Raw genomic sequence first — 18,687 nt, 5'->3', positions numbered from 1 at the left:
GCGTTTTCGCGTCGATAAAGCGCCTCGACGGAATCAGCGCGAAGACTCCGGCGACTGAGCGGGGGAATATCGATCGATGCCCCACCCCAACGACAGGCTCAAGCCCGCCCTTTCTCGCCGATGGACTGTGTGATGCGCTGAAAAAGAAAGCGCCCCCCAAGTCCGAGAACTTGCCCGGCCTTTGGCGCCCTGCGGGTTGATACCGAACAGTTTCGGATCGGCAGCGCCCGCTGGCCAATCCGACGCGATAGCATCCGAAGCATGAGCCGCGGAACACGCGCCAAGCGCCACCAATTACCGTAGCCTGCCGGATCTGATCGCGGCCCGCACGCGCGTCACCACATCGCATTCGGCGATCGCCCGTGTCAGCTCGTCGACAATCCGTTCGATCAGGGCATCGGTCAGCGCGGATGCCTTGCTGCCCTTCTGTCGATAGATGCTGTATTGAATCGACAGCGCCGGCTCGAACTTCCTGATGACCACGCCCTGCGTCGCGTTTGCGCTGGCCGACAGGTAATCGACAACCGTCACGCCCGCTCCGGCCTGACAAAACGCAATGGCCGTGGCGGCCAGATTGGTTTCGATCGAAACGGGAATGCGCAGATTGGCGAGCGCGGCGTGGCGCTCGATTTGCGCCACCAGCGGATCGGATGCGAGCAGCGAAATCAGCGGCACGTTTTCAAGATGCTGAAGCGTGACCACCTCCACCTTCGCCAACGCGTGCCCTTCGGGCACCACGCACACCACCGGCACCGCTGGAAGCGTTCGCCGGACGACGGCGGGATGATCGATGCTGGTGGTCACGCCGATCGCCAGATCGAGCTGGTTTCGCCCGGCCCATTCGACGAGGGTTTGCGTGGAGCGGATGTTGACCGTCAACTTGACACCGGGATGATCGGCCTGGAAACGCTGGATGATGGCTGGCATCACGCCGCTTCCCAACGCGGGAAGAATGCCGACTTTCAAACGACCTGCCCGCAGATCACCGAGATCCCGCGCAAGCCGCATGATTTCCCTGGCCGAAATAAAGGAGCGCTCCACTTCGGCGTACAACGAAATCGCCTCGGCGGTGGGAACCAGACGTTGACGCTGCCGGTTGAACAGGCTGTAGCCCACCTTGGCTTCGAGACGTGCGAGCAGTTTGCTCACACCGGGCTGGGCGATATCGAGAAAATCGGCCGCCCGGGTCACGGTGCCATGCTGCATGACTGCGGCAAACACCTCAAGCTCGCGCAATGAAAAATCGCTCACCCCACCCTCCCCGATATCGCTGGCGTCCCTTCCTTCAGTCACCAGCCCATACGGCCGGATCGGCTAGATCATAACCTTTGGCAATCAAGCAGAGAAGCCGCCCCTCTTCCGGCTCCGTCGAAACGCGACGACCCGGCCCCGACTCCCGTCACATAGCCAACAAGCGCTCATACCTTTTTGGAATGAACGACCATTTTTGCGGCAATTGAGGCCGCCGGGCGTCGATCCCAAAATGAGTCAACGCTGAACGACCCGTTACCTCGCTTCAGCCGTCAACCCAGGACGCGACTCCACGGAACCGGACATCATGAAGAACAAGACACTGAAACGCGCGGTGTGTTTGATCGGCAGCCTCTGCGCAATCGTCGCGGCACTGCCGGCGCAAGCGAAAGACGTCGTGATAGCGTTCGAGGGCAGCTACACGCCGTGGAATCTCTCGAACCCCGACGGCACGCTCGGCGGCTTCGAGCCGGCATTGGCCAAGGTGCTGTGCGAGCGTGCCCACCTGAGCTGCAAACAGATTGCCGCCGACTGGGACAGCATGATCCCCGCGCTGAATACGGGAAAATTCGACGTGATCATGGACGGCATGGCCATCACGAACGCGCGCCGCCAAGCGATCGATTTCAGCATTCCGTACGCCACGGTCACGTCGAGCTTCGTCACCGCGAAAGGCCACGCCGGCGCCTTCGGGAAACTCGACACCGGCCTCGTGACCATCGACTCCGAAGCCGACGCCAAGACTGCGCTCGCGACGATGCGCTCCGCGCTCAAGGGCAAGGTGATCGGTGTCCAGACCGCGACGACCTATGTGCCCTTCGTTCGATCGAACTTCTCCGACATCGCGGAGATCCGCGAATACCGCAGTTCCAAGGATCGCGATCTCGACCTGAAGAACGGCCGAATCGATGCATCGGTCGAGAACACTGTCTACCTGCTCAACAACGCGGGCAACGATCTATCGCTGATCGGACCTGTCATCGGCGGAAAAATCTGGGGCGAAGGCGTGGGCATGGGGTTGCGCAAGTCCGACACGGCATTGCGCGATGCATTCGACAAGGCCATCGCCTCGGTCAAGGCCGACGGCACGCTGTCGCGGCTTTCCCTGCAATACATGAAAACCGATCTGACGCCGCGGTGAGCATTGCCTGCGGAATGGCTCGATCGAGGAAAGCCCCGAATGAAAAACACGTTTGATTTCGCCGTGGTCGGCGGCGGTCTGGTCGGCATGGCGATCGCCTATGGACTTGCCAAGCGCGGCCAGCGCGTCGTCGTGCTGGACGGTGAAGATTCAAGCTTGCGCGCCGCGCGCGGCAATTTCGGCCTGATCTGGGTGTCCGGCAAGGGCCGCAAGCAACCCGACTACGGGCGCTGGTCGCTGGAATCGTCCCGGCTCTGGCCGGCCTTCGCAAGGGAGCTGGAAGACATATCCGGCCTGAGCCTCGGGTATGCGCGGCCGGGCGGATTGAACCTTGCCCTGACCGAGGACGCGCTTTCGGCAAGCATCGAGAACGTCGACCATCTGTTTCGCCAGGATGCACGACTGACTTACGACGTGCTCGATCATCGCCGCCTGAAGGCCATGGTGCCCGACATCGCCGACGACGTCGTCGGGGCGGTGTATTCCAAGAACGATGGCCACGTCAGCCCGCTCTACACGTTGCGGGCCTTGTTTTCCGCCTTCGAAAAGGCGGGTGGCGCCTATGTGCCGAACGCCACGGTCACGATGATCGAGCGCACTTGCGACAGCTTTCGTCTCGATACGGAATCCGGATCGTTCGGCAGTGCGAAGCTCGTGCTGTGCGCGGGCCTCGGCAATCGGGAGCTCGCACCGATGGTCGGCCTGCATGCTCCCGTCGTGCCGCTGCGCGGCCAGATTCTGGTCACCGAGCGCGTCCGGCCCTTCCTCCACTTTCCCACCTTGTCGGTGAGACAGACCGCGGAAGGTTCGGTGCTGCTCGGGGAATCCGCCGAGGACGTGGGGATGGATGCCGGCGTGTCGGCAGATATCGTCGCGCACATCGCTCGGAAGGCGATCAGGCCGTTTCCGCTGCTGCAGGACGTGAATGTGGTGAGGGCATGGGGCGCGCTACGGGTGATGACACCGGACAGCATGCCGATCTACGACGCATCGATCGATTGCCCCGGCGCTTTCCTGACCACCTGCCACAGCGGCGTAACGCTCGCTGCCGCTCACTGCGAGCTGCTCGTGCCGTGGATGCTGGGCGGCCAGCGACCGGCCATTCTCGACTATTTCCAAGCAAGGCGATTCCATGTTCAGCCCCATTGAAGGGAGCACACCGAAGCTGATTCGCATCGAGATCGACGGCCGGCTTGTCGACGTGCCGGAATCGACGACGGTTGCCGCTGCGCTGCTCCATGCGGGGGTCCGGACCTTCCGGCGAACTCCGGTCGGCGACGCGCCGCGCGGGCCCTTCTGCATGATGGGCGTGTGCTTCGACTGTCTCGTCGAGATCGACGGACAGCCCAATCGGCAGTCCTGCATGGTCGAGGTGAAGGACGGCATGCGCGTGAACTTCATGAACGGCGCAAGGAGCCTTCAATGACGATCGAATCGTTCGACCTCGTCGTGATCGGTGCCGGGCCCGCGGGCATGGCATGCGCATTGCGTGCCGACAGGCTCGGCCTGAAGGTGCTGGTCATGGATGAAAATTCGCAGCCCGGCGGACAGATCTATCGCAACGTCGGACGCTCCCCCTGCCCGACCCGGCACGACTCGGCTCGGACTACACGGACGGCGCCGACCTGGTGAAGCAGTTCGGTGCGTCGTCCGTATCGTACTGGCCGAACACGCTCGCCTGGCAAGTGAGCCCGGCGCTCGAGATCAGCTTCACACGTCGCAGCGGCGCCGCCGCGAGCGGCCAGATACGGTGTCGAGCGCTCGTCATCGCGAATGGCGCGTACGAGCGCCCGTTTCCGGTTCCGGGGTGGACGCTGCCCGGCGTGATGGGTGTCGGCGCGGCTCAAACGCTCGTCAAATCGGCCGGACTCCTGCCCGACGTGCCGACCGTGCTGTGCGGCAGCGGACCGCTGCTTTACCTGTTCGCATGGCAATTGATTCAGGCAGGCAGGCCGCCGGTCGCAATCCTGGAAACCACGCCCGCCGCCAACTTCCGTCAGGCGCTGAAACATCTCGCGCCGGCGCTGCGCAGTCCGAACTATCTGCTGAAGGGCATGAAACTGCTGCGCGCCATCAAGAAGGCCGGCATCGCCCACATTCGCGAGGTGGACGCGTTCTCGATCGAAGGTGCCGGGCACGCCGAGCGCATCACGTATCGCTCGGGAAACCGATCCGCCACGATCGCGGCGGACCTCGTCCTGCTGCATCAAGGCGTGGTGCCGAACGTGCAACTGACGCGTTCCATGGGCTGCGCCCATGACTGGAACGACGTTCAGCTCTGCTGGCGCCCGCGTACGGACGGTTGGGGCGAAACATCGGTCCCGAACGTGTTCACGGCGGGAGACGGCGCCGGTATCGGCGGCGCGATCGCTGCACGAATCGACGGCGAGCGCGCCGCACTCGCCGTCGCCCATCGCCTTGGCGCGTTGAGCGCGGCGTCGTTGAGCGAGCAGGCCGCGCCGCTGAATCGCCAACGCGAACGCCATGCCCGCGTCCGTCCGTTCCTCGACGCGCTGTATCGCCCGGGCGAGCCGTTCCGCCGTCCGGCGAACGAAACCGTCGTGTGCCGCTGCGAAGAGGTAACGGCCGGGCAGATCCGCGACATGGCTCGTCTCGGCTGCGTCGGCCCCAACCAGACCAAATCGTTTTCCCGATGCGGAATGGGGCCGTGCCAGGGTCGGCTGTGCGGCCTGACCGTGTCCGAACTGCTTGCCGAACAGAACGGGCAACGCATGGACGAAACGGGTTACTACACCCTGCGCCCCCCCATCAAGCCGGTGAGCCTCGCCGATCTGGCGGCCTCCTTCATCCCCGACGAAAACGCGGCAAAACCAACCGAATGGGTCCCGAAATGAATGATGCACTCATCCTCAGAACGCCCGGCAATGCGCGCATGAGCAAGCTGGTGCGCTTCGGAAATCTGCTGTTCCTGGCGGGACAGACGTCGTCCGGAGAACCGGGCGCTCGCTCGATCGAAGCACAGTGCCGGGAAGCGTTCAGGCGGATCGACGCGCTGCTGGCCGACGCCGACAGCGACAAGCGCCATCTGCTGTCGGTCACCATTTACCTGAAGGACATGGGCGATTTCGATCGCATGAACGCCGCTTGGCAACAGTGGGTCGATCCCGATCACCTTCCGGCGCGTTGCACCGTGCAGGCCACCCTCGGCTTGCCGGAACTGCTTGTCGAATTCAGCGTCACCGCCGCCGTGTCGAATTGAATGTCTTCAGGCTGCGGGCGGGGCGGAAGCATTGCATCGCACTGCCCCCTGGATTTCGATTCCGAGCCGGCCTGAGCATCGAAACTCCGATCAGGCCGATTGCAAGCGCGCTACACTTCCACGGCTCCCCCCACTGCCCCTTTCCGCCAGACGACACCATGAACCGATTCGACGTGCTCCAGCAACTCGCGAACGATTTCCAGTTTCCCTTGACCGAGGAGATCAAGGTCGGCGGGAATTATCGGCCTGTCGTGGTGGACGAGAATCTCGCCTACGTGTCCGGGCAGATTCCGCGTGTCGGCGACGTGGTGCGCTTCATCGGCGTGGCGGGCGACGACATCTCGCTCGACGACGCCCGCCGCGCGGCGGCCATTTCCGCGCTGCGCGCCTTGACGCTGATACGGAATCATTGCGGATCGCTCGACAGAATCGCGGCGGTGCCGCGCATCACGGTTTTCGTGCGCAGCGCGCCCGATTTTTCGAAGCAAAGTGAAGTCGCCGACGGCGCGTCCGACGTGCTTTACGCCGTGCTGGGCGACGTCGGCGTGCATACGCGAACCTCGGTCGGCGTGGCGCAATTGCCCAAAGGCGCGTCGGTCGAAATCGACTTCCTGTTCCGGTTGAAACCGGATCATTGCTGAATCCGCCCCCGGCAAACGCACTCGGTCGTGTTCAAGGCGAACGTGGCCCCGCAGCGATCATCCGAGCGAGCGCACGATGCCGCCATCGACGCGCAGCGCCGCGCCAGTCGTCGCCGAGGCCTGCACCGAACAGACATACACCACCATGTTCGCCACTTCCTCCGTGGTCGCGAAGCGGCCGATCAGCGAGCTGGGGCGCATGGTGTCGATGAAGTCCTTCTGCACCTGCTCCAGCGTCTTGCCTTGCTCGCGGGCCACCGGCTCCAGCCAGTTCGCGAAAATCTCGGAGCGGGTGGGCCCAGGCAGCACCGAATTGACCGTCACGCCGGAGCCGGCGACCGATTCGGCCAGGCCGCGCGCAATCGCAAGCTGTGCCGTCTTCGTCATGCCGTAGTCGATCATGTCCTTCGGGATATGCAGGCCGGACTCGCTGCTGATGAACACCACCCGGCCCCAGCCCCGATCCACCATGCCTGGCAGGTATCGGCGCGTCAGGCGCACGCCGCTCATGACGTTGAAATTGAAGAGACTCAGCCAGTCGTCGTCGGTGAGTTCGCCGAACGGCTTGGGGACAGCGGTGCCGAGGTTGTTGACGAGGATGTCGGCGTCCGCCACGCGTTCGGCGAGCGCCCCGGCGCCCGCTGCGGTGGCGAGATCCGCGGCCACGCCATCGAGCGCTGCCCCGGGCACGGTCGAACGAATGTCGTCGATGGCGTGTTGGACGCGCGCGTCGGTCCGCCCGGTGACAATGACACGCGCACCGACGGCCGCGAGGCCGCGAGCGATCGCGAGGCCGATGCCGGCCGTCGATCCGCTCACGATGGCGCGTTTGCCGCCGAGGTCGATTTTCATGGCGTTTTCCTTCGTTGAAAGATGAGAGGGTGTTTGGCCGAAAAGCGCTGTCCGGCCATGGCGCATACGTGCAATGCGGTGAGAGTCAGGCGCCTGATGGCTGCCAGCGGGTGCCGGTGACGGCGGCCGTGCGGATGGCCTCCATCGTCTCGCGGCGCGCGAGTGCCTCGGTGAAGGATGCGGATAGCCGCGATCCCGTCCGGATATCGCTGGCGAAGGCCTCGTAGGCCGCGGCGACGAAGCGTGCCGGGCTGTCCGATGCGAGCAGGCCGCCGCCGGCTTCGAAAGCATCGGGCGGTGCGATCGTTTCCCATCGCTTTTCGCGGGTGTCCCGGCGTTCCAGCCTCAGCGGCCGCCACATCAGTTGTCCCTTCGACGTCACGCGCAGCACGGCATCCTCGCCCTGGATCTCCCAGGTAAACGACGGGTCGCCGCTGCCGGCACGCATGTGGAAGCTGAACGCGGCGCCGTTCAGTTGTCCGCACATCGCGATCTGGTCGGGCGACGACGACGCGAGGGCCTCGCCCGTCTGCCGGACCACGACCCGAGGCCGACTGATCGCGGTCGTGACCGAGACGCTGTCCAACTCGCCGAGCACGAAACACAGCGAATCGATGTAGTGGCCGCAGTGGATGGTCAGCGGATTCGCTCCGTTCGCGGCGTCGAGCAGGTACGCGTTGCCTTGGTCGATCGAACCCGTCGACAGTTCGTCCCAGGCAAGGAGCGACGTGGAAAGGATTCGACCGAGCCGGCCGGTCGCGACGATCTCGCGCACCTGTCGCAGCCACGGCGAGAAGCGGCCCTGCAGCCCCACCGCAGTCGGAATGCCACGGTCGCAGGCCAGTTGCGCCAGTTCTCGCGCCTCCTCGAGCGTGCGCCCGAACGGCCACTCGCAAAAGACGGGCTTGCCTGCAAGCAACGCCTGCCGAACCAGCAGGGCGTGGTCCGGCGCCTTCACCGCGACCACGACCGCATCGACCTGCGCGTGCGCGATCATCTCGTGGGCATCGTCGAACCAGAGCGGCGCGCCGAAAGCGGCGGCGGCAAGACGGGCCGATCGTTCGTGCCGGGTGGCCACGGCCTGAAGCGTCATCGAGGGCACCGTGCGAAGCGCCGGAACGTGCGCCATGGCAGCCCAGCCGCGTTCCGGCGAGGCGCCGACGATGCCGATGCGGATGTTGGCGATGGGATGCGGCCGGATCATTGAAACGTCTCGGGGCATGTCAGAACTCCCTCGATGGCGCGCCCTGGCCGGCCACGGGCGTTTCTGACCGTCCCAAGCCCATCGACGCGAGCCAGGCGGCCGCCAGCAAACCCAGCACGGCCCACGGCAGTGCAGCGGCGCCGAACGACGGAAGGAGCGCGGCGCCAAGCAGTCCGCCGCCCGCCATGCCCGCGTTCCAGACCGTGACGAGCATCGACTGCGCCAGGTCGGCCGCGTCGCCGGCGGCCCGCGACGAGGCGGTCTGGAACAGCGTCGCCGTTCCGCCGAAGGCAAGGCCCCAGAGCGCGATGCACGCCAGGAGCACGATCGCCGAATGCCCGAATTGGCTGGCCACCAGGGCCGAAGCGGCGAACGCGACGATGCTCGTGCGGATGAGCGGTGCCAACCACCGGTCGACCCGCATCCCGGTCAGCCAGATGCCGCCCAGCGCCGCCAGGCCGAACACGAGCAGCGCCACGTCGACGCGAACGCCCGATTGCAGGAACGTCAGCCACGGCGCGATGTACGTGTAGAGCATGTTGTGCGCGAGCACGTACAGCACGGTGAGCGCCAGCACGGGGCGCAATCCCGGCAGAACCAGCACTCGGCCGACGCGGTGCGCCGCGTCGCCCGTCTTGCCCGGGAAGTCCGGCACACCCAGCCTCACCCAGGCCCACAAGCCTACAGCCAGCAGCGACATCACCCCGAAGGACCAGCGCCAGCCGACCAGGCCACCGAGCAGTGTTCCTGCCGGAATGCCGATCGACAGCGCCAAGGGCGTCCCCACCATCGCGACCGCGATGGCCCGCCCCTGCCATGCAGGCGCCACCATGCGCATCGCATGTCCCGCCAGGAGCGCCCAAAGCAGCCCCGAGAACACGCCCGCGCCGAACCGCGCGACGAGCGTCAGCGCGAATGAGCTCGACAGGGCGGTCACCACGTTGACCAGGCAGAAGCCGCCGATGGCCGTCAGCAGCAGCGGCCGGCGACGCCAGGCCTGCGTGGCCTTGACCAGCGGAATCACGGCGACCACCGAGCCCAGGGCATACAGCGTCACCAACTGCCCGGCCGCACCGACGGAAATGCCGAGATCGGTGGCGATGGCGGGCAACAGGCCGGCCGGCAACGCCTCGCTCAGGATGGCCACGAACCCTGCCGCGGCCAGGGCGAGCAGGCCGGCCCAGGGGAAGCGGTTCGCCTCACGCATGATCGCGCCCCTGGATGGGCCGCCGGCGGGCGACGGGATCGCGGTGCCGAAATTTGCAGGATGTGGCTTGCATCGCATTGCCTTCGAGAAGAGAAGGCCTTCACGATAGGGAAGACATCATTCCGGATAAAGGTGGGTACACTTCCTATCTCTCATGACTGGAATGTCCGGAGTGAAGCCCATGATGCTCGACAGCCTCGACGATTTCGCCGTGTTCGTGCAGGTCGCGGAGACGCGCAGCTTCGCCGAGACCGCCCGATCCACCGGCGTCTCGGCCTCGGCCGTGGCCAAGCGGATGGCCCGCCTGGAGGAACGCCTGAAGGTACGGCTCCTGCACCGCAGTACGCGAAGCGTCACCCTGACGGCCGAGGGCGCGATGTTCCTCGCTCGTTGCCGGCGCGTCCTGGACGAGGTTCAGGGCGCCGAACACGAGCTGTCACGCGCCGCCGGGGCGCCGCAGGGCCGCCTCAAGGTGAGTCTGCCGATGGTCGGTACGCTGTTCCTGCCGTTGCTGGCCGAGTTCATGCGCGCGCATCCCGCCATAGCGCTTCATCTCGATCTCAGCAACCGGATGGTCAACGTCGTCGAGGAAGGATTCGACGCGGTCATCCGCACCGGAGAGCCTGAAAGCTCCGCGCTGAATGCTCGTGCCCTTGGAAGCTGGCGCATGCTGCTGGTCGCGTCGCCGGCTTATCTGGCGCTCAGAGGCCGGCCCGAGCGGCCGGCGGATCTGGCCGGGCACGATTGTCTGCACCACTGCTTCGACGGCACCGGCAAGCTCGAACGCTGGCCGTTGGCCTGGGGCGACGAGGGCGAGATCCCGCTGCCGGTGTCGATGGTCGCGAACCATCTGGAGGGGCGGTTGTGTTTCGCGGAAAACGGGCTGGGGATTGCCTGCCTGCCCGAGTTCACGGTGCGCGAGGCGCTGGCGGCAGGACGGCTCGAAGTCGTCCTTCAGGATTTCACCGAGTTGCACCGAGTCACGTTCCGCATGTTCTGGCCATCCTCCCGCCACCCTTCGCCGAAAGTGCGGGCGCTGGTCGACTTTCTCGTCGAGAAGATGGCCGCCGAACGGCCCTAGCATTGCGACGCACTCGGTATTTGTCTGATCACTGCCGCCCGCGCTTTCTTCGTCCTGCCGTGCCGCAGACGATGCGACGCCCGCAGCATCATGCGCAGGCTCGGGTGAGCCGCGCCAAGTCGGCGGGACACCCTGGTCAGGTCCGCGAGCTGCGCTCCATCTCGGCAAACTCCGAAACACGCGGTTCAGGTTGCCAACCGTCATTCGTCAGGTCGCCCGCTACCCGAATGCGCGCGCGCAACTGGCCGTCCATGCCAATCGCGGCCCGGTGAAAGCGGGCGGCAGTTGGCTGAGACGGCACGCCGAATTCCAGGGGCCGGCGCCGTAGCGCGATCGATACGCTCGCCTAGCGTGGCGCCTGCTCGTCGCCGCTGCCCGGCTCGGCGGCACATTCCTGCAATAGCAGCGCAGCCAGTTCGTCCGGTTGGTCCAACATCACCGCGTGTCCGCAGGGCAGCGTATGAACGGTCCACCCCGCCTCGTGCCTGAGCTTCTCGTAGGTGGAGGCAAACCAGTTGCCGCCGTTCCGGGTGGCAAACAGGAACGTGCGCCGGGACACTCGCGTCGCATCCACGCCGGCCCGAACGCCTTGCACGAACGTCGCCAGCGGCTGCGGCACGCTCGTCGCGTCGACCCATGCGGCATCGGCCTCGTTGACGTTGAACAGACGGGCCGGAATCGGCGGCAACATGCCGCCATTCGCGCCGGCCTGCGCCAGAAACGCCTGTGCCATCTCCGGGCCGGTGATGTCGACGAGCGACTGCCCATCGGTGGGCGCATAGGCGTCGATGTAGAACAGCGAGCGGATCCGTGCGCCGATCTCGTTCGCGACACCCGTCACGACCATGCCGCCATAGGAATGGCCGCACAGAATGGCGTCGTCGATATTCTCGAACTTGAAGACGTTGACGATGTCCTGAATGTGCGTGTCGAGATTGATCGCGCGATCGGCCAGATGCGAGCGCTCGCCGAGCCCCGTCAGCGTGGGCGTATGGACCTCGTGCCCCGCCGCTCGAAGCTTGCGCGCCAGACGCGCATACACCCAGCCGCCCTGATAGGCGCCGTGGACCAGAACGAATGTTGCCATCGTGTTTTTCCTTTCCTTTGTTGATCGATGTAATGCGAGCACCGGGCTCGCGACTTAATTTTTCGATCCGGGCCTCCGGCGGGCGCGCAGCAGGATCAGCGCGATGCCCACCGTGACCAGGCACGCCGCCGCCACGTCCCACGGCCGTGGCGTGTCGCCCATGACGAACGTGTCCAGCGCCAGCGTGACGGCGGGAATCAAGGCCGGCAGGCTGGTGCCGACTTCCGCCCCCAGCAATTCCGCCGACCTGCCGAAGGCATACACCGCGACCGTGGTCACCAGTACGCCTTGAAACACGGCTTGCAGCAGCACGTCGGCCGGCTTTGCGTGGAGGATCCCGACCGGCAGCGCCAGCAGGTAGACGGGCAGATACAGCACCGCCGAGCCCACGGCGATGAGCGCGGTGGCGCGAAGCGCCGGCACGCGCCGGGCGCGGACAAAGGCGGCAAAGGCCGCCCACATCAGCCCCGTGGCGAACAGCACGAAATGGCCCGTCGCCAGGCCGCCCGCCGTCCCAACGAACGCCGCGATGCCCGCCAGCGTCAGGCCGATTCCCAGCCAGCGCGCCGGGTTGATGCGCTGCGCATGGCGCACCCGGCCCAGCAGCACGGAGGCGATCGCCATGACGCCGGGGTTCAGTGCGCCGGCCGCAGCGGCGGGCGCCGTCTTCACGGCCAGCGACAGCAACAGCACATAGGGCGCGCCGAACAGCGCAACCATCGCCAGCACGCCGACCAGGCCCGGGCCGTCGGTCGCGATGCCACCGCGGACCAGCACCGGCAGCAGCAAGGTAGCCGCCACGCCGAAACGCAGTGCGGTCAGGTCATAGGCGGTCAACCCGGTGGTGACGCCGAGACGCAGCAGGATCAACGATCCCGACCAGATCAGGATGGCCGTGGCGGCCCACATCAGGCCGAACGTCAAATTGCGGGAAGGGGACACGAGACATTGCCGGTTTCATTGGATTGACGGCATGGTATGGTCCGAACGACGTTTACAAAAACGAAATTTACTTCTCCTATGAAACAGGAAAACTCAACGCTGGCGATACCGCCGTCGATGCGCACGCTGAGTCTGGAAGCGCTGCGCAGCTTCGTGGCGATCCAGGAAACGGGCTCGTTCCGGCGCGCCGCGGCCAGGGTCAACCTCTCGCCATCCGCCGTCAGCTTGCAAATCGCCCGGCTCGAAGCGCTGCTCGGGCATCGTCTGCTCGAACGCGATGCGCGGCGGGTGTCGCTGACCGAACACGGCGAGCTGTTGTTGCGGCAGGCGCGCAACCTGTTGGCGCTCAATGACGAAACCCTTGCGCTGTTCTCCCGGTCGTCGCTCGAAGGACGCGTGGTGCTCGCCGCGCCGCACGATCTCGGCAAGACGTTCGTGCCCGAACTGCTGCTTCAGATGGCCGAGCGCCATCCGCGCATTCGCATCGATGTGCAGTTGGGCGCGTCGTCGAGCGTGATGCACGGTTTCACGAAAGGACGCAGCAATGTCGTGCTGTTCAGCGACGTCGGCCCGCCGACCATACCGTCCCGGAAGGTCTGGTCCGAACCGTTGGTATGGCTCACGGCGCGCGGCGGGCGCGCGATTTCCGTCGACCCCTTGCCGCTGGCCGTGGCCGTGACGGGCTGCGCCTGGCGCGAAGTGGCCCTGAACGCACTGGAGGCGGATGGCCGGGCCTATCGCATCGCCTATAGCAGCGACGCGCCCGCCGGCCAGGCGGCCGCGGTGCGCGCCGATCTGGCCATTGCGGCCTTGCCCGCGTCCATGTCGGACGAGGATCTGCTGCCGGCCCCGCTGGCTGCGGCATTGCCCGAATTGCCCGAGACGCACGTCCGGGTCGCGCACGACGACGGAGAGCTGGCTGCGGCGTTGGCGGCGGTGGCGCACGACGTCGCACTTCGGAGAGCGGCGAAGATCGACTGAGTCGTGGAGACTGCCCAGCCGGCATCGCGATGGTGTTCACATGGCGATGGACGGCATGCCAGCCGATCGCGTTCCCTGAACCGGAAAGTTACCGGTACCGTGGTACGCGAAATCGAGCGAAAGCTTCACCTGCTCCGATCCGTTTTGGCCGGCGCGATGCAATGTCTTGCAATGAAAGAACACGACATCGCCCGGCCTCATCTCGACTTCCACGCGCGTGTCGATGACATCTCGATTCTCGGCCAGCGTCTCCCGGAAAAAAAGCGCATCGTCGAAACGCCGCCGCTCGAGGAGCCTCCGATGCGAGCGCGGTATGAACTCGATCGCGCCGTTTGAAGAACGCTCGAAACCGAGCGCCAGCCTCGCCGACACCAGGCCAGATTCCTGTTTGCCCTCCGGCAACTGGCTCAGGGCAGGAGGATCATCGATATCGCGCTGGATTGCGGCTACAGCAGCCCCAGCGCGTTTACCGCGATGTTCCGGCGAAACTTCGGCGTCCCGCATCGCAGCCCGCCCGATTTGCGGCCCGGCCTGCCCTTCGATTCCGCCCCAAAAGCGATTTCATTTTCCGCTTGCGCTCCCCGCCCGCCCACGTAAAATACTGTATGTATATACAGTATTGGTGATGATGTGGAACTGCAGAAGAAGCTCGAGGTATTGGCCGATGCGGCAAAGTACGACGCTTCCTGCGCCAGCAGCGGCGCACCCAAGCGCGGTTCGCGCGGTGTTGCCGGGCTCGGTGCCAGCATCGGCGCAGGCATCTGTCACAGCTTTACGCCGGACGGGCGCTGTGTGTCGCTCCTCAAGATCCTGCTCACCAACTTTTGCCTGTACGACTGCCAGTACTGCGTGAACCGCCGCTCCAGCAATGTGCCGCGCGCACGATTCACGCCCGAGGAAGTCGTCGATCTCACGCTCGATTTTTACCGGCGCAACTATATCGACGGCCTGTTCCTCAGTTCGGGCATCATCCGGTCGTCCAACTACACGATGGAACAATTGGTGCGCGTGGCGCAATCGCTGCGGGAGGACCACCAGTTCCGCGGTTATCTGCATCTCAAGACCATTCCGGACGCGGACTCCGAACTCATCGCGAAAGCCGGCCGCTATGCGGATCGTCTGAGCGTGAACATCGAATTGCCGACGGACGGCAGCCTCGCGCGCCTCGCGCCGGAAAAGAACCTGCGAACCATCAAGCTGGCGATGGGATCGATCCGGCTTGCCCAGGAAGAGGCGCAGACCGAGACGAAGGCTCCACCGTTCACACCGGCGGGGCAAAGCACGCAAATGATCGTCGGGGCCGACCAGACAAACGATCGCACCATCCTGCAGACGGCCGAATCGCTCTACGGCTCGTTCAAGCTCAAGCGCGTTTACTACTCGGCCTTCAGTCCGATCCCAGACAGCCCGTCCTCCTTGCCCGCGCAGGCGCCCCCTCTGCTGCGCGAACATCGGCTTTATCAAGCCGACTTTCTGCTGCGCGGATACGGCTTCCGTGCAGACGAACTGTTCGAGCAAAGCGCAGATCTGACGCTTGATATCGATCCGAAGCTCGCGTGGGCGCTCGCTCATCGCGAGCATTTTCCTGTCGACCTCAACCGCGCGCCGCTTCGCATGATCGCGCGCGTGCCCGGCATCGGCATGCGCAACGCAAAACGCATCGTCGAATTGCGGTGCACGCGTCGCGTCCGTTACGAGGATCTGGTGCGTCTGCGCTGTCCGATGGAGAAAATCCGGCCGTTCGTGGTGACGCAGGATTATCGCGCCGCCCTGCATGATGCGTCGTCGGAGACACTGCGCCGCGTACTCGTGCCACCGCCGGTGCAACTCGCGCTGCTGTAAGGACGGCCGATGCGTACCATCGTGATCGAAGATCGCTTTGCCGCGTGGCGCGCGGCCTCGCTTGCGGCCCTCGCCGAAGACCTTCCGCCGGCGTCGATCCACTGGCATCTCGCGGAGGCGATCGAGATGCCGCAGCAGCAAGCCTTGATCGACTACGCGCCGGAATCGCCAGGCACGCCCGCGGCTTCACCCCGCCGTGCCGAAGTTCAGGTGTCGAAGGCGTTCGCGGCGCTGCTGAAAGACGCCGCATCGTTTCGCGATCCTCAGCGCTGGGCGTTTTTATACAAGGTGCTGTGGCGCTGGCATCACGGCGACCGCTCGGCGGCATCGCCCGCCGATTCCGACGGCTCACGCCTTTACCGCATGGCCAAGAGCGTGCGCCGCGCCCAGCACGACATGATTGCCTATGTGCGATTTCGCAAGCAGCCGAACGGCCAGGCCGCTCCCGAATACCTTGCCTGGTACGAGCCCGACCACGACGTGCTCGAGTGGGCCGCGGAACATTTTGCGCAGCGCATGGGCCGATCCTCATGGCTCATCACCACCCCTCGCGGCGCCGCCTTCTGGGACGGCGGCCAGTTGCATCTGGACACGCATTGCGCGTTGCCGGGTGGTCATCGTCACGACACCGAGGATGAGGCCGAGGCATTGTGGCTCGCGTATTACCGGAGCACGTTCAACCCGGCACGATTGAACGAAAACGCGCTGGAGCAGCATATGCCGGTGCGTTTCTGGAAGGGCTTGCCCGAGGCGCGTTTGATTCCCGGCATGATCAGCGAAGCCAGGAGCGGCGCGCGGCGGCTCGCTCAAGCCAGCGGTGTCGGCACGCTGGCCGGCAAAGCGATTGCTGTCGAAGCCGACGCGGCGCAACCGGTTCGAGAGCAAGCCTCTTCGCTGGATGCTTGCCGACGTTGCGACTTGTGGCGGAACGCTACGCAGGCGGTGGGCAGCGCGGGACCGAGCAGCGCTCGAATCATGTTGATCGGCGAGCAACCGGGCGATCAGGAAGACCTGAGCGGACAACCGTTCGTCGGGCCGGCGGGACAACTGCTCGACGTTGCCATCGAGCGCGCGGGCTTGTTGCGCGATCAGGTCTATCTGACCAATGCAGTGAAGCATTTCAAATGGGAGCCGCGCGGCAAACGCCGTTTGCACAAAACGCCCGTGCAACGTGAAATCGAAGCCTGCCATTACTGGCTCGAGCGTGAACTGGACACGGTGCGACCTGCCGTGATCGTGGCGCTCGGCGCCACGGCGCTCACCACGCTGCTGCGCAGGAAAGCCAGCCTTGGAGATTACCTGAATGCACCTTTCGAGATCGATGGTGGATGGGCCATCGCCACCTATCACCCGTCGTTCGCATTGCGCCAGCAGGATGGAAACTCGCGCGACCAAGTGCTCGATGACATGACCCGGGCACTCGTCCTTGCGCGTGAAATGGCCGATGCCTGGCGCTGATCAGTGCTGCGCCGGGGCATCCGAAGAATGACCTGTGCATCCTTCGGATCATTTTTGTGCCAGGAGGTGAACATGGCTTCGCGATGCCCACGGCCCCTGGGCAGGTGTGCCGGCAACCCTCAGTTGCAGGGATCAAGCCAACGCCAGCCGATGGGCTGGATAGGCTGAAAAAGAAAAAGCCCCGCAAGTCCGAGAACTTGCGGGGCTTTGTCACCGCCTAATGGCGGAGACGGAGGGATTCGAACCCTCGATCCAGGTTTTGGCCCAGATGCTCCCTTAGCAGGGGAGTGCCTTCGACCTCTCGGCCACGTCTCCCAAACTGTCGATCGCGCTAGGGAGGCAGCGCGACGAGAACGAAATTCTATCTGGACACGACACTCAGGTCAAATGTTTCGGCACGTTTTTTAGCGGAAACAGACAACCTGTTGCGCACCCATGCCGCCATTGAGTACGACACGGCGTTGTCATCGATCGCGAGCCCCGAAGAACCCGCGTCGATACCAGGCCGAATTCAGGCCTGGTCGAGCTCGAACGCCTTGTGCAGCGCGCGCACGGCCAGTTCCATGTACTTCTCGTCGATCAACACCGAGATCTTGATTTCGGAGGTCGAGATCATCTGGATGTTGATGCCCTCTTCCGACAGCGTGCGGAACGCCGTGCTGGCCACGCCCACATGCGAGCGCATGCCGACGCCGACCACCGACACCTTCGACACCTTCGGGTCGCCGAGCACCTGCTCCGCGTTCACATGGCCCTTGACCTGGTTGGTCAGGATATCCATGGCCCGCTGGTAATCGCCACGGCCGACCGTGAACGTGAAGTCGGTCTTGCCCGCCACGCTCTGGTTCTGGATGATCATGTCGACGTCGATATTGGCGTCGGCGACCGGGCCGAGGATCTGATAGGCGATACCCGGCTTGTCGGGCACGCCCATCACCACGATGCGGGCTTCGTCGCGTTGAAATGCGATGCCGGAAATGACTGCCTTTTCCATGGTCTCGTCTTCTTCAAAAGTAATCAGGGTGCCCGACTTCATTTCCTGGTCGAGCGCAATCAGGGGATCGGTCAGGCTCGACAGCACGCGCGTCTTGACGCGGTACTTGCCGGCGAATTCGACCGAGCGGATCTGGAGCACCTTCGAGCCGAGGCTGGCCATTTCCAGCATCTCCTCGAACGTGACGCGATCGAGGCGGCGCGCGTCGTCCACCACGCGCGGGTCGGTCGTGTACACGCCGTCGACGTCCGTGTAGATCAGGCATTCCTCGGCACCGAGCGCGGCCGCAACCGCCACCGCCGAGGTGTCCGAGCCGCCGCGGCCCAGCGTGGTGATGTTGCCTTCCGGGTCGACGCCCTGGAAGCCCGTGATCATCACGACCTTGCCGGCCGCGAGGTCCTGCTTCACGCGCACGTCGTCGATCGACTGGATGCGGGCCTTGGTGTAGGCGTTGTCCGTCTTGATCGGCACTTGCCAACCCGCGTAGCTGACAGCGGGCACGCCGATGTCCTGCAGCGCGATCGCCAACAGACCGACGCTGACCTGCTCGCCCGTCGACGCGATCATGTCGAGTTCGCGCGGGCTGGGCTGGCTCGAAATTTCCTTCGCGAGACCGAGCAGGCGGTTCGTTTCGCCGGACATCGCCGACGGCACGACCACCAGCTGGTGACCGGCCTGATGCCATTTCGCGACGCGTTTCGCGACGTTCTTGATGCGCTCGACCGAGCCCATCGAGGTGCCGCCGTATTTGTGTACGATGAGTGCCATTGTCGTTCAGTACTGGAG

General features: G+C 65.0%; 17 protein-coding genes, 1 tRNA gene and 2 pseudogenes. 11 read left to right on the top strand and 9 right to left on the bottom strand.

Annotation, left to right across the window (positions count from 1 at the left end; genetic code table 11):
* Positions 1 to 294: 294 nt before the first annotated feature.
* Positions 295 to 1,251, bottom strand: a complete 957-nt coding sequence (locus AB4851_RS22925) for a LysR substrate-binding domain-containing protein (protein ID WP_414451578.1) — start codon at positions 1,249 to 1,251, stop codon at positions 295 to 297.
* Between the two features lie 307 nt (positions 1,252 to 1,558).
* On the opposite strand from AB4851_RS22925, the gene AB4851_RS22920 reads away from it, so the two are divergent.
* From AB4851_RS22920 to AB4851_RS22895, 6 genes and pseudogenes are all read left to right on the top strand, one after another.
* Positions 1,559 to 2,392: a transporter substrate-binding domain-containing protein gene (locus AB4851_RS22920; protein WP_414451577.1), complete on the top strand. Its 834-nt coding sequence runs from the start codon at positions 1,559 to 1,561 to the stop codon at positions 2,390 to 2,392.
* Positions 2,393 to 2,431: 39 nt separating this feature from the next.
* Positions 2,432 to 3,541 (top strand): NAD(P)/FAD-dependent oxidoreductase, encoded by a 1,110-nt coding sequence (locus AB4851_RS22915; protein WP_414451576.1) that lies wholly within the window; start codon positions 2,432 to 2,434, stop codon positions 3,539 to 3,541.
* Positions 3,525 to 3,818, top strand: coding sequence for a (2Fe-2S)-binding protein (locus AB4851_RS22910; RefSeq protein ID WP_414451575.1), 294 nt, complete (start codon positions 3,525 to 3,527; stop codon positions 3,816 to 3,818). The genes AB4851_RS22915 and AB4851_RS22910 overlap by 17 nt, the downstream gene beginning before the upstream one ends.
* Positions 3,815 to 5,247: pseudogene (locus tag AB4851_RS22905) on the top strand (FAD-dependent oxidoreductase). The gene AB4851_RS22910 and the pseudogene AB4851_RS22905 overlap by 4 nt, the downstream one beginning before the upstream one ends.
* A 38-nt stretch (positions 5,248 to 5,285) precedes the next feature.
* Positions 5,286 to 5,612, top strand: a complete 327-nt coding sequence (locus tag AB4851_RS22900; RefSeq protein WP_414451574.1) for a RidA family protein — start codon at positions 5,286 to 5,288, stop codon at positions 5,610 to 5,612.
* A 158-nt stretch (positions 5,613 to 5,770) separates the two neighbouring features.
* Positions 5,771 to 6,253, top strand: a complete 483-nt coding sequence (locus AB4851_RS22895) for a RidA family protein (protein WP_414451921.1) — start codon at positions 5,771 to 5,773, stop codon at positions 6,251 to 6,253.
* A 57-nt stretch (positions 6,254 to 6,310) separates the two neighbouring features.
* Here the strand turns inward: AB4851_RS22895 and AB4851_RS22890 are convergent, their stop codons facing one another.
* The 3 genes from AB4851_RS22890 to AB4851_RS22880 all read right to left on the bottom strand — a co-directional run bounded on the left by AB4851_RS22890 (position 6,311) and on the right by AB4851_RS22880 (position 9,516).
* On the bottom strand, positions 6,311 to 7,105 hold the full coding sequence (locus tag AB4851_RS22890; protein WP_414451573.1) for an SDR family NAD(P)-dependent oxidoreductase: 795 nt from the start codon (positions 7,103 to 7,105) through the stop codon (positions 6,311 to 6,313).
* Positions 7,106 to 7,190: 85 nt separating this feature from the next.
* A complete protein-coding gene (locus AB4851_RS22885; RefSeq protein WP_414451572.1) occupies positions 7,191 to 8,309 on the bottom strand; it encodes a Gfo/Idh/MocA family protein in 1,119 nt (372 codons plus the stop codon).
* A 19-nt stretch (positions 8,310 to 8,328) separates the two neighbouring features.
* The gene (locus AB4851_RS22880) at positions 8,329 to 9,516 is read right to left on the bottom strand and encodes an MFS transporter (RefSeq protein ID WP_414451571.1); all 1,188 of its coding nucleotides are present in this window, start codon (positions 9,514 to 9,516) and stop codon (positions 8,329 to 8,331) included.
* Between the two features lie 181 nt (positions 9,517 to 9,697).
* Here AB4851_RS22880 and AB4851_RS22875 point away from each other — a divergent pair, with 181 nt between their 5' ends.
* Positions 9,698 to 10,597, top strand: coding sequence for a LysR family transcriptional regulator (locus tag AB4851_RS22875; RefSeq protein ID WP_414451570.1), 900 nt, complete (start codon positions 9,698 to 9,700; stop codon positions 10,595 to 10,597).
* A gap of 346 nt (positions 10,598 to 10,943) precedes the next feature.
* On the opposite strand, the gene AB4851_RS22870 is transcribed toward AB4851_RS22875, so the two are convergent.
* Positions 10,944 to 11,726: an alpha/beta fold hydrolase gene (locus tag AB4851_RS22870; protein WP_414451569.1), complete on the bottom strand. Its 783-nt coding sequence runs from the start codon at positions 11,724 to 11,726 to the stop codon at positions 10,944 to 10,946.
* A 12-nt stretch (positions 11,727 to 11,738) separates the two neighbouring features.
* Entirely contained in the window at positions 11,739 to 12,608 is an 870-nt protein-coding gene (locus AB4851_RS22865) for a DMT family transporter (protein WP_414451568.1), read from the bottom strand.
* 54 nt (positions 12,609 to 12,662) lie between these two features.
* Here AB4851_RS22865 and AB4851_RS22860 point away from each other — a divergent pair, with 54 nt between their 5' ends.
* Entirely contained in the window at positions 12,663 to 13,607 is a 945-nt protein-coding gene (locus AB4851_RS22860; protein WP_414451567.1) for a LysR family transcriptional regulator, read from the top strand.
* Between the two features lie 36 nt (positions 13,608 to 13,643).
* Here the strand turns inward: AB4851_RS22860 and AB4851_RS22855 are convergent, their stop codons facing one another.
* Positions 13,644 to 13,979: a phytanoyl-CoA dioxygenase family protein gene (locus AB4851_RS22855; RefSeq protein ID WP_414451920.1), complete on the bottom strand. Its 336-nt coding sequence runs from the start codon at positions 13,977 to 13,979 to the stop codon at positions 13,644 to 13,646.
* Here AB4851_RS22855 and AB4851_RS22850 point away from each other — a divergent pair.
* From AB4851_RS22850 to AB4851_RS22840, 3 genes and pseudogenes are all read left to right on the top strand, one after another.
* Positions 13,974 to 14,108, top strand: a pseudogene (locus AB4851_RS22850) (helix-turn-helix domain-containing protein); the annotation flags it as partial. The gene AB4851_RS22855 and the pseudogene AB4851_RS22850 overlap by 6 nt on opposite strands.
* Positions 14,109 to 14,237: 129 nt before the next feature.
* Positions 14,238 to 15,449: a putative DNA modification/repair radical SAM protein gene (locus tag AB4851_RS22845; protein ID WP_414451566.1), complete on the top strand. Its 1,212-nt coding sequence runs from the start codon at positions 14,238 to 14,240 to the stop codon at positions 15,447 to 15,449.
* 9 nt (positions 15,450 to 15,458) lie between these two features.
* A complete protein-coding gene (locus tag AB4851_RS22840; protein ID WP_414451565.1) occupies positions 15,459 to 16,907 on the top strand; it encodes a UdgX family uracil-DNA binding protein in 1,449 nt (482 codons plus the stop codon).
* A gap of 221 nt (positions 16,908 to 17,128) precedes the next feature.
* On the opposite strand, the gene AB4851_RS22835 is transcribed toward AB4851_RS22840, so the two are convergent.
* Both AB4851_RS22835 and AB4851_RS22830 read right to left on the bottom strand, forming a co-directional pair.
* Positions 17,129 to 17,222, bottom strand: a tRNA-Ser gene (locus AB4851_RS22835).
* Between the two features lie 196 nt (positions 17,223 to 17,418).
* A complete protein-coding gene (locus AB4851_RS22830; protein ID WP_414442428.1) occupies positions 17,419 to 18,669 on the bottom strand; it encodes an aspartate kinase in 1,251 nt (416 codons plus the stop codon).
* Positions 18,670 to 18,687: the final 18 nt, after the last annotated feature.

Source organism: Burkholderia sp. 22PA0099 (genome assembly GCF_047497165.1).
Taxonomy (GTDB): Bacteria; Pseudomonadota; Gammaproteobacteria; order Burkholderiales; family Burkholderiaceae; genus Burkholderia.
This window is presented reverse-complemented; position numbering and strand designations above follow the sequence as displayed.

What these genes read in the sequence shown, in the direction of transcription:
- AB4851_RS22910 (WP_414451575.1), top strand. Translation starts at nt 3,525, where the DNA reads ATGTTCAGCCCCATTGAAGGGAGCACACCGAAGCTGATTCGCATCGAG.
- AB4851_RS22920 (WP_414451577.1), top strand. Translation starts at nt 1,559, where the DNA reads ATGAAGAACAAGACACTGAAACGCGCGGTGTGTTTGATCGGCAGCCTC.
- AB4851_RS22895 (WP_414451921.1), top strand. Translation starts at nt 5,771, where the DNA reads ATGAACCGATTCGACGTGCTCCAGCAACTCGCGAACGATTTCCAGTTT.
- AB4851_RS22900 (WP_414451574.1), top strand. Translation starts at nt 5,286, where the DNA reads ATGAGCAAGCTGGTGCGCTTCGGAAATCTGCTGTTCCTGGCGGGACAG.
- AB4851_RS22830 (WP_414442428.1), bottom strand. Translation starts at nt 18,669, where the DNA reads ATGGCACTCATCGTACACAAATACGGCGGCACCTCGATGGGCTCGGTC.
- AB4851_RS22890 (WP_414451573.1), bottom strand. Translation starts at nt 7,105, where the DNA reads ATGAAAATCGACCTCGGCGGCAAACGCGCCATCGTGAGCGGATCGACG.
- AB4851_RS22915 (WP_414451576.1), top strand. Translation starts at nt 2,432, where the DNA reads ATGAAAAACACGTTTGATTTCGCCGTGGTCGGCGGCGGTCTGGTCGGC.
- AB4851_RS22880 (WP_414451571.1), bottom strand. Translation starts at nt 9,516, where the DNA reads ATGCGTGAGGCGAACCGCTTCCCCTGGGCCGGCCTGCTCGCCCTGGCC.
- AB4851_RS22885 (WP_414451572.1), bottom strand. Translation starts at nt 8,309, where the DNA reads ATGATCCGGCCGCATCCCATCGCCAACATCCGCATCGGCATCGTCGGC.
- AB4851_RS22840 (WP_414451565.1), top strand. Translation starts at nt 15,459, where the DNA reads ATGCGTACCATCGTGATCGAAGATCGCTTTGCCGCGTGGCGCGCGGCC.
- AB4851_RS22875 (WP_414451570.1), top strand. Translation starts at nt 9,698, where the DNA reads ATGATGCTCGACAGCCTCGACGATTTCGCCGTGTTCGTGCAGGTCGCG.
- AB4851_RS22860 (WP_414451567.1), top strand. Translation starts at nt 12,663, where the DNA reads ATGGTCCGAACGACGTTTACAAAAACGAAATTTACTTCTCCTATGAAA.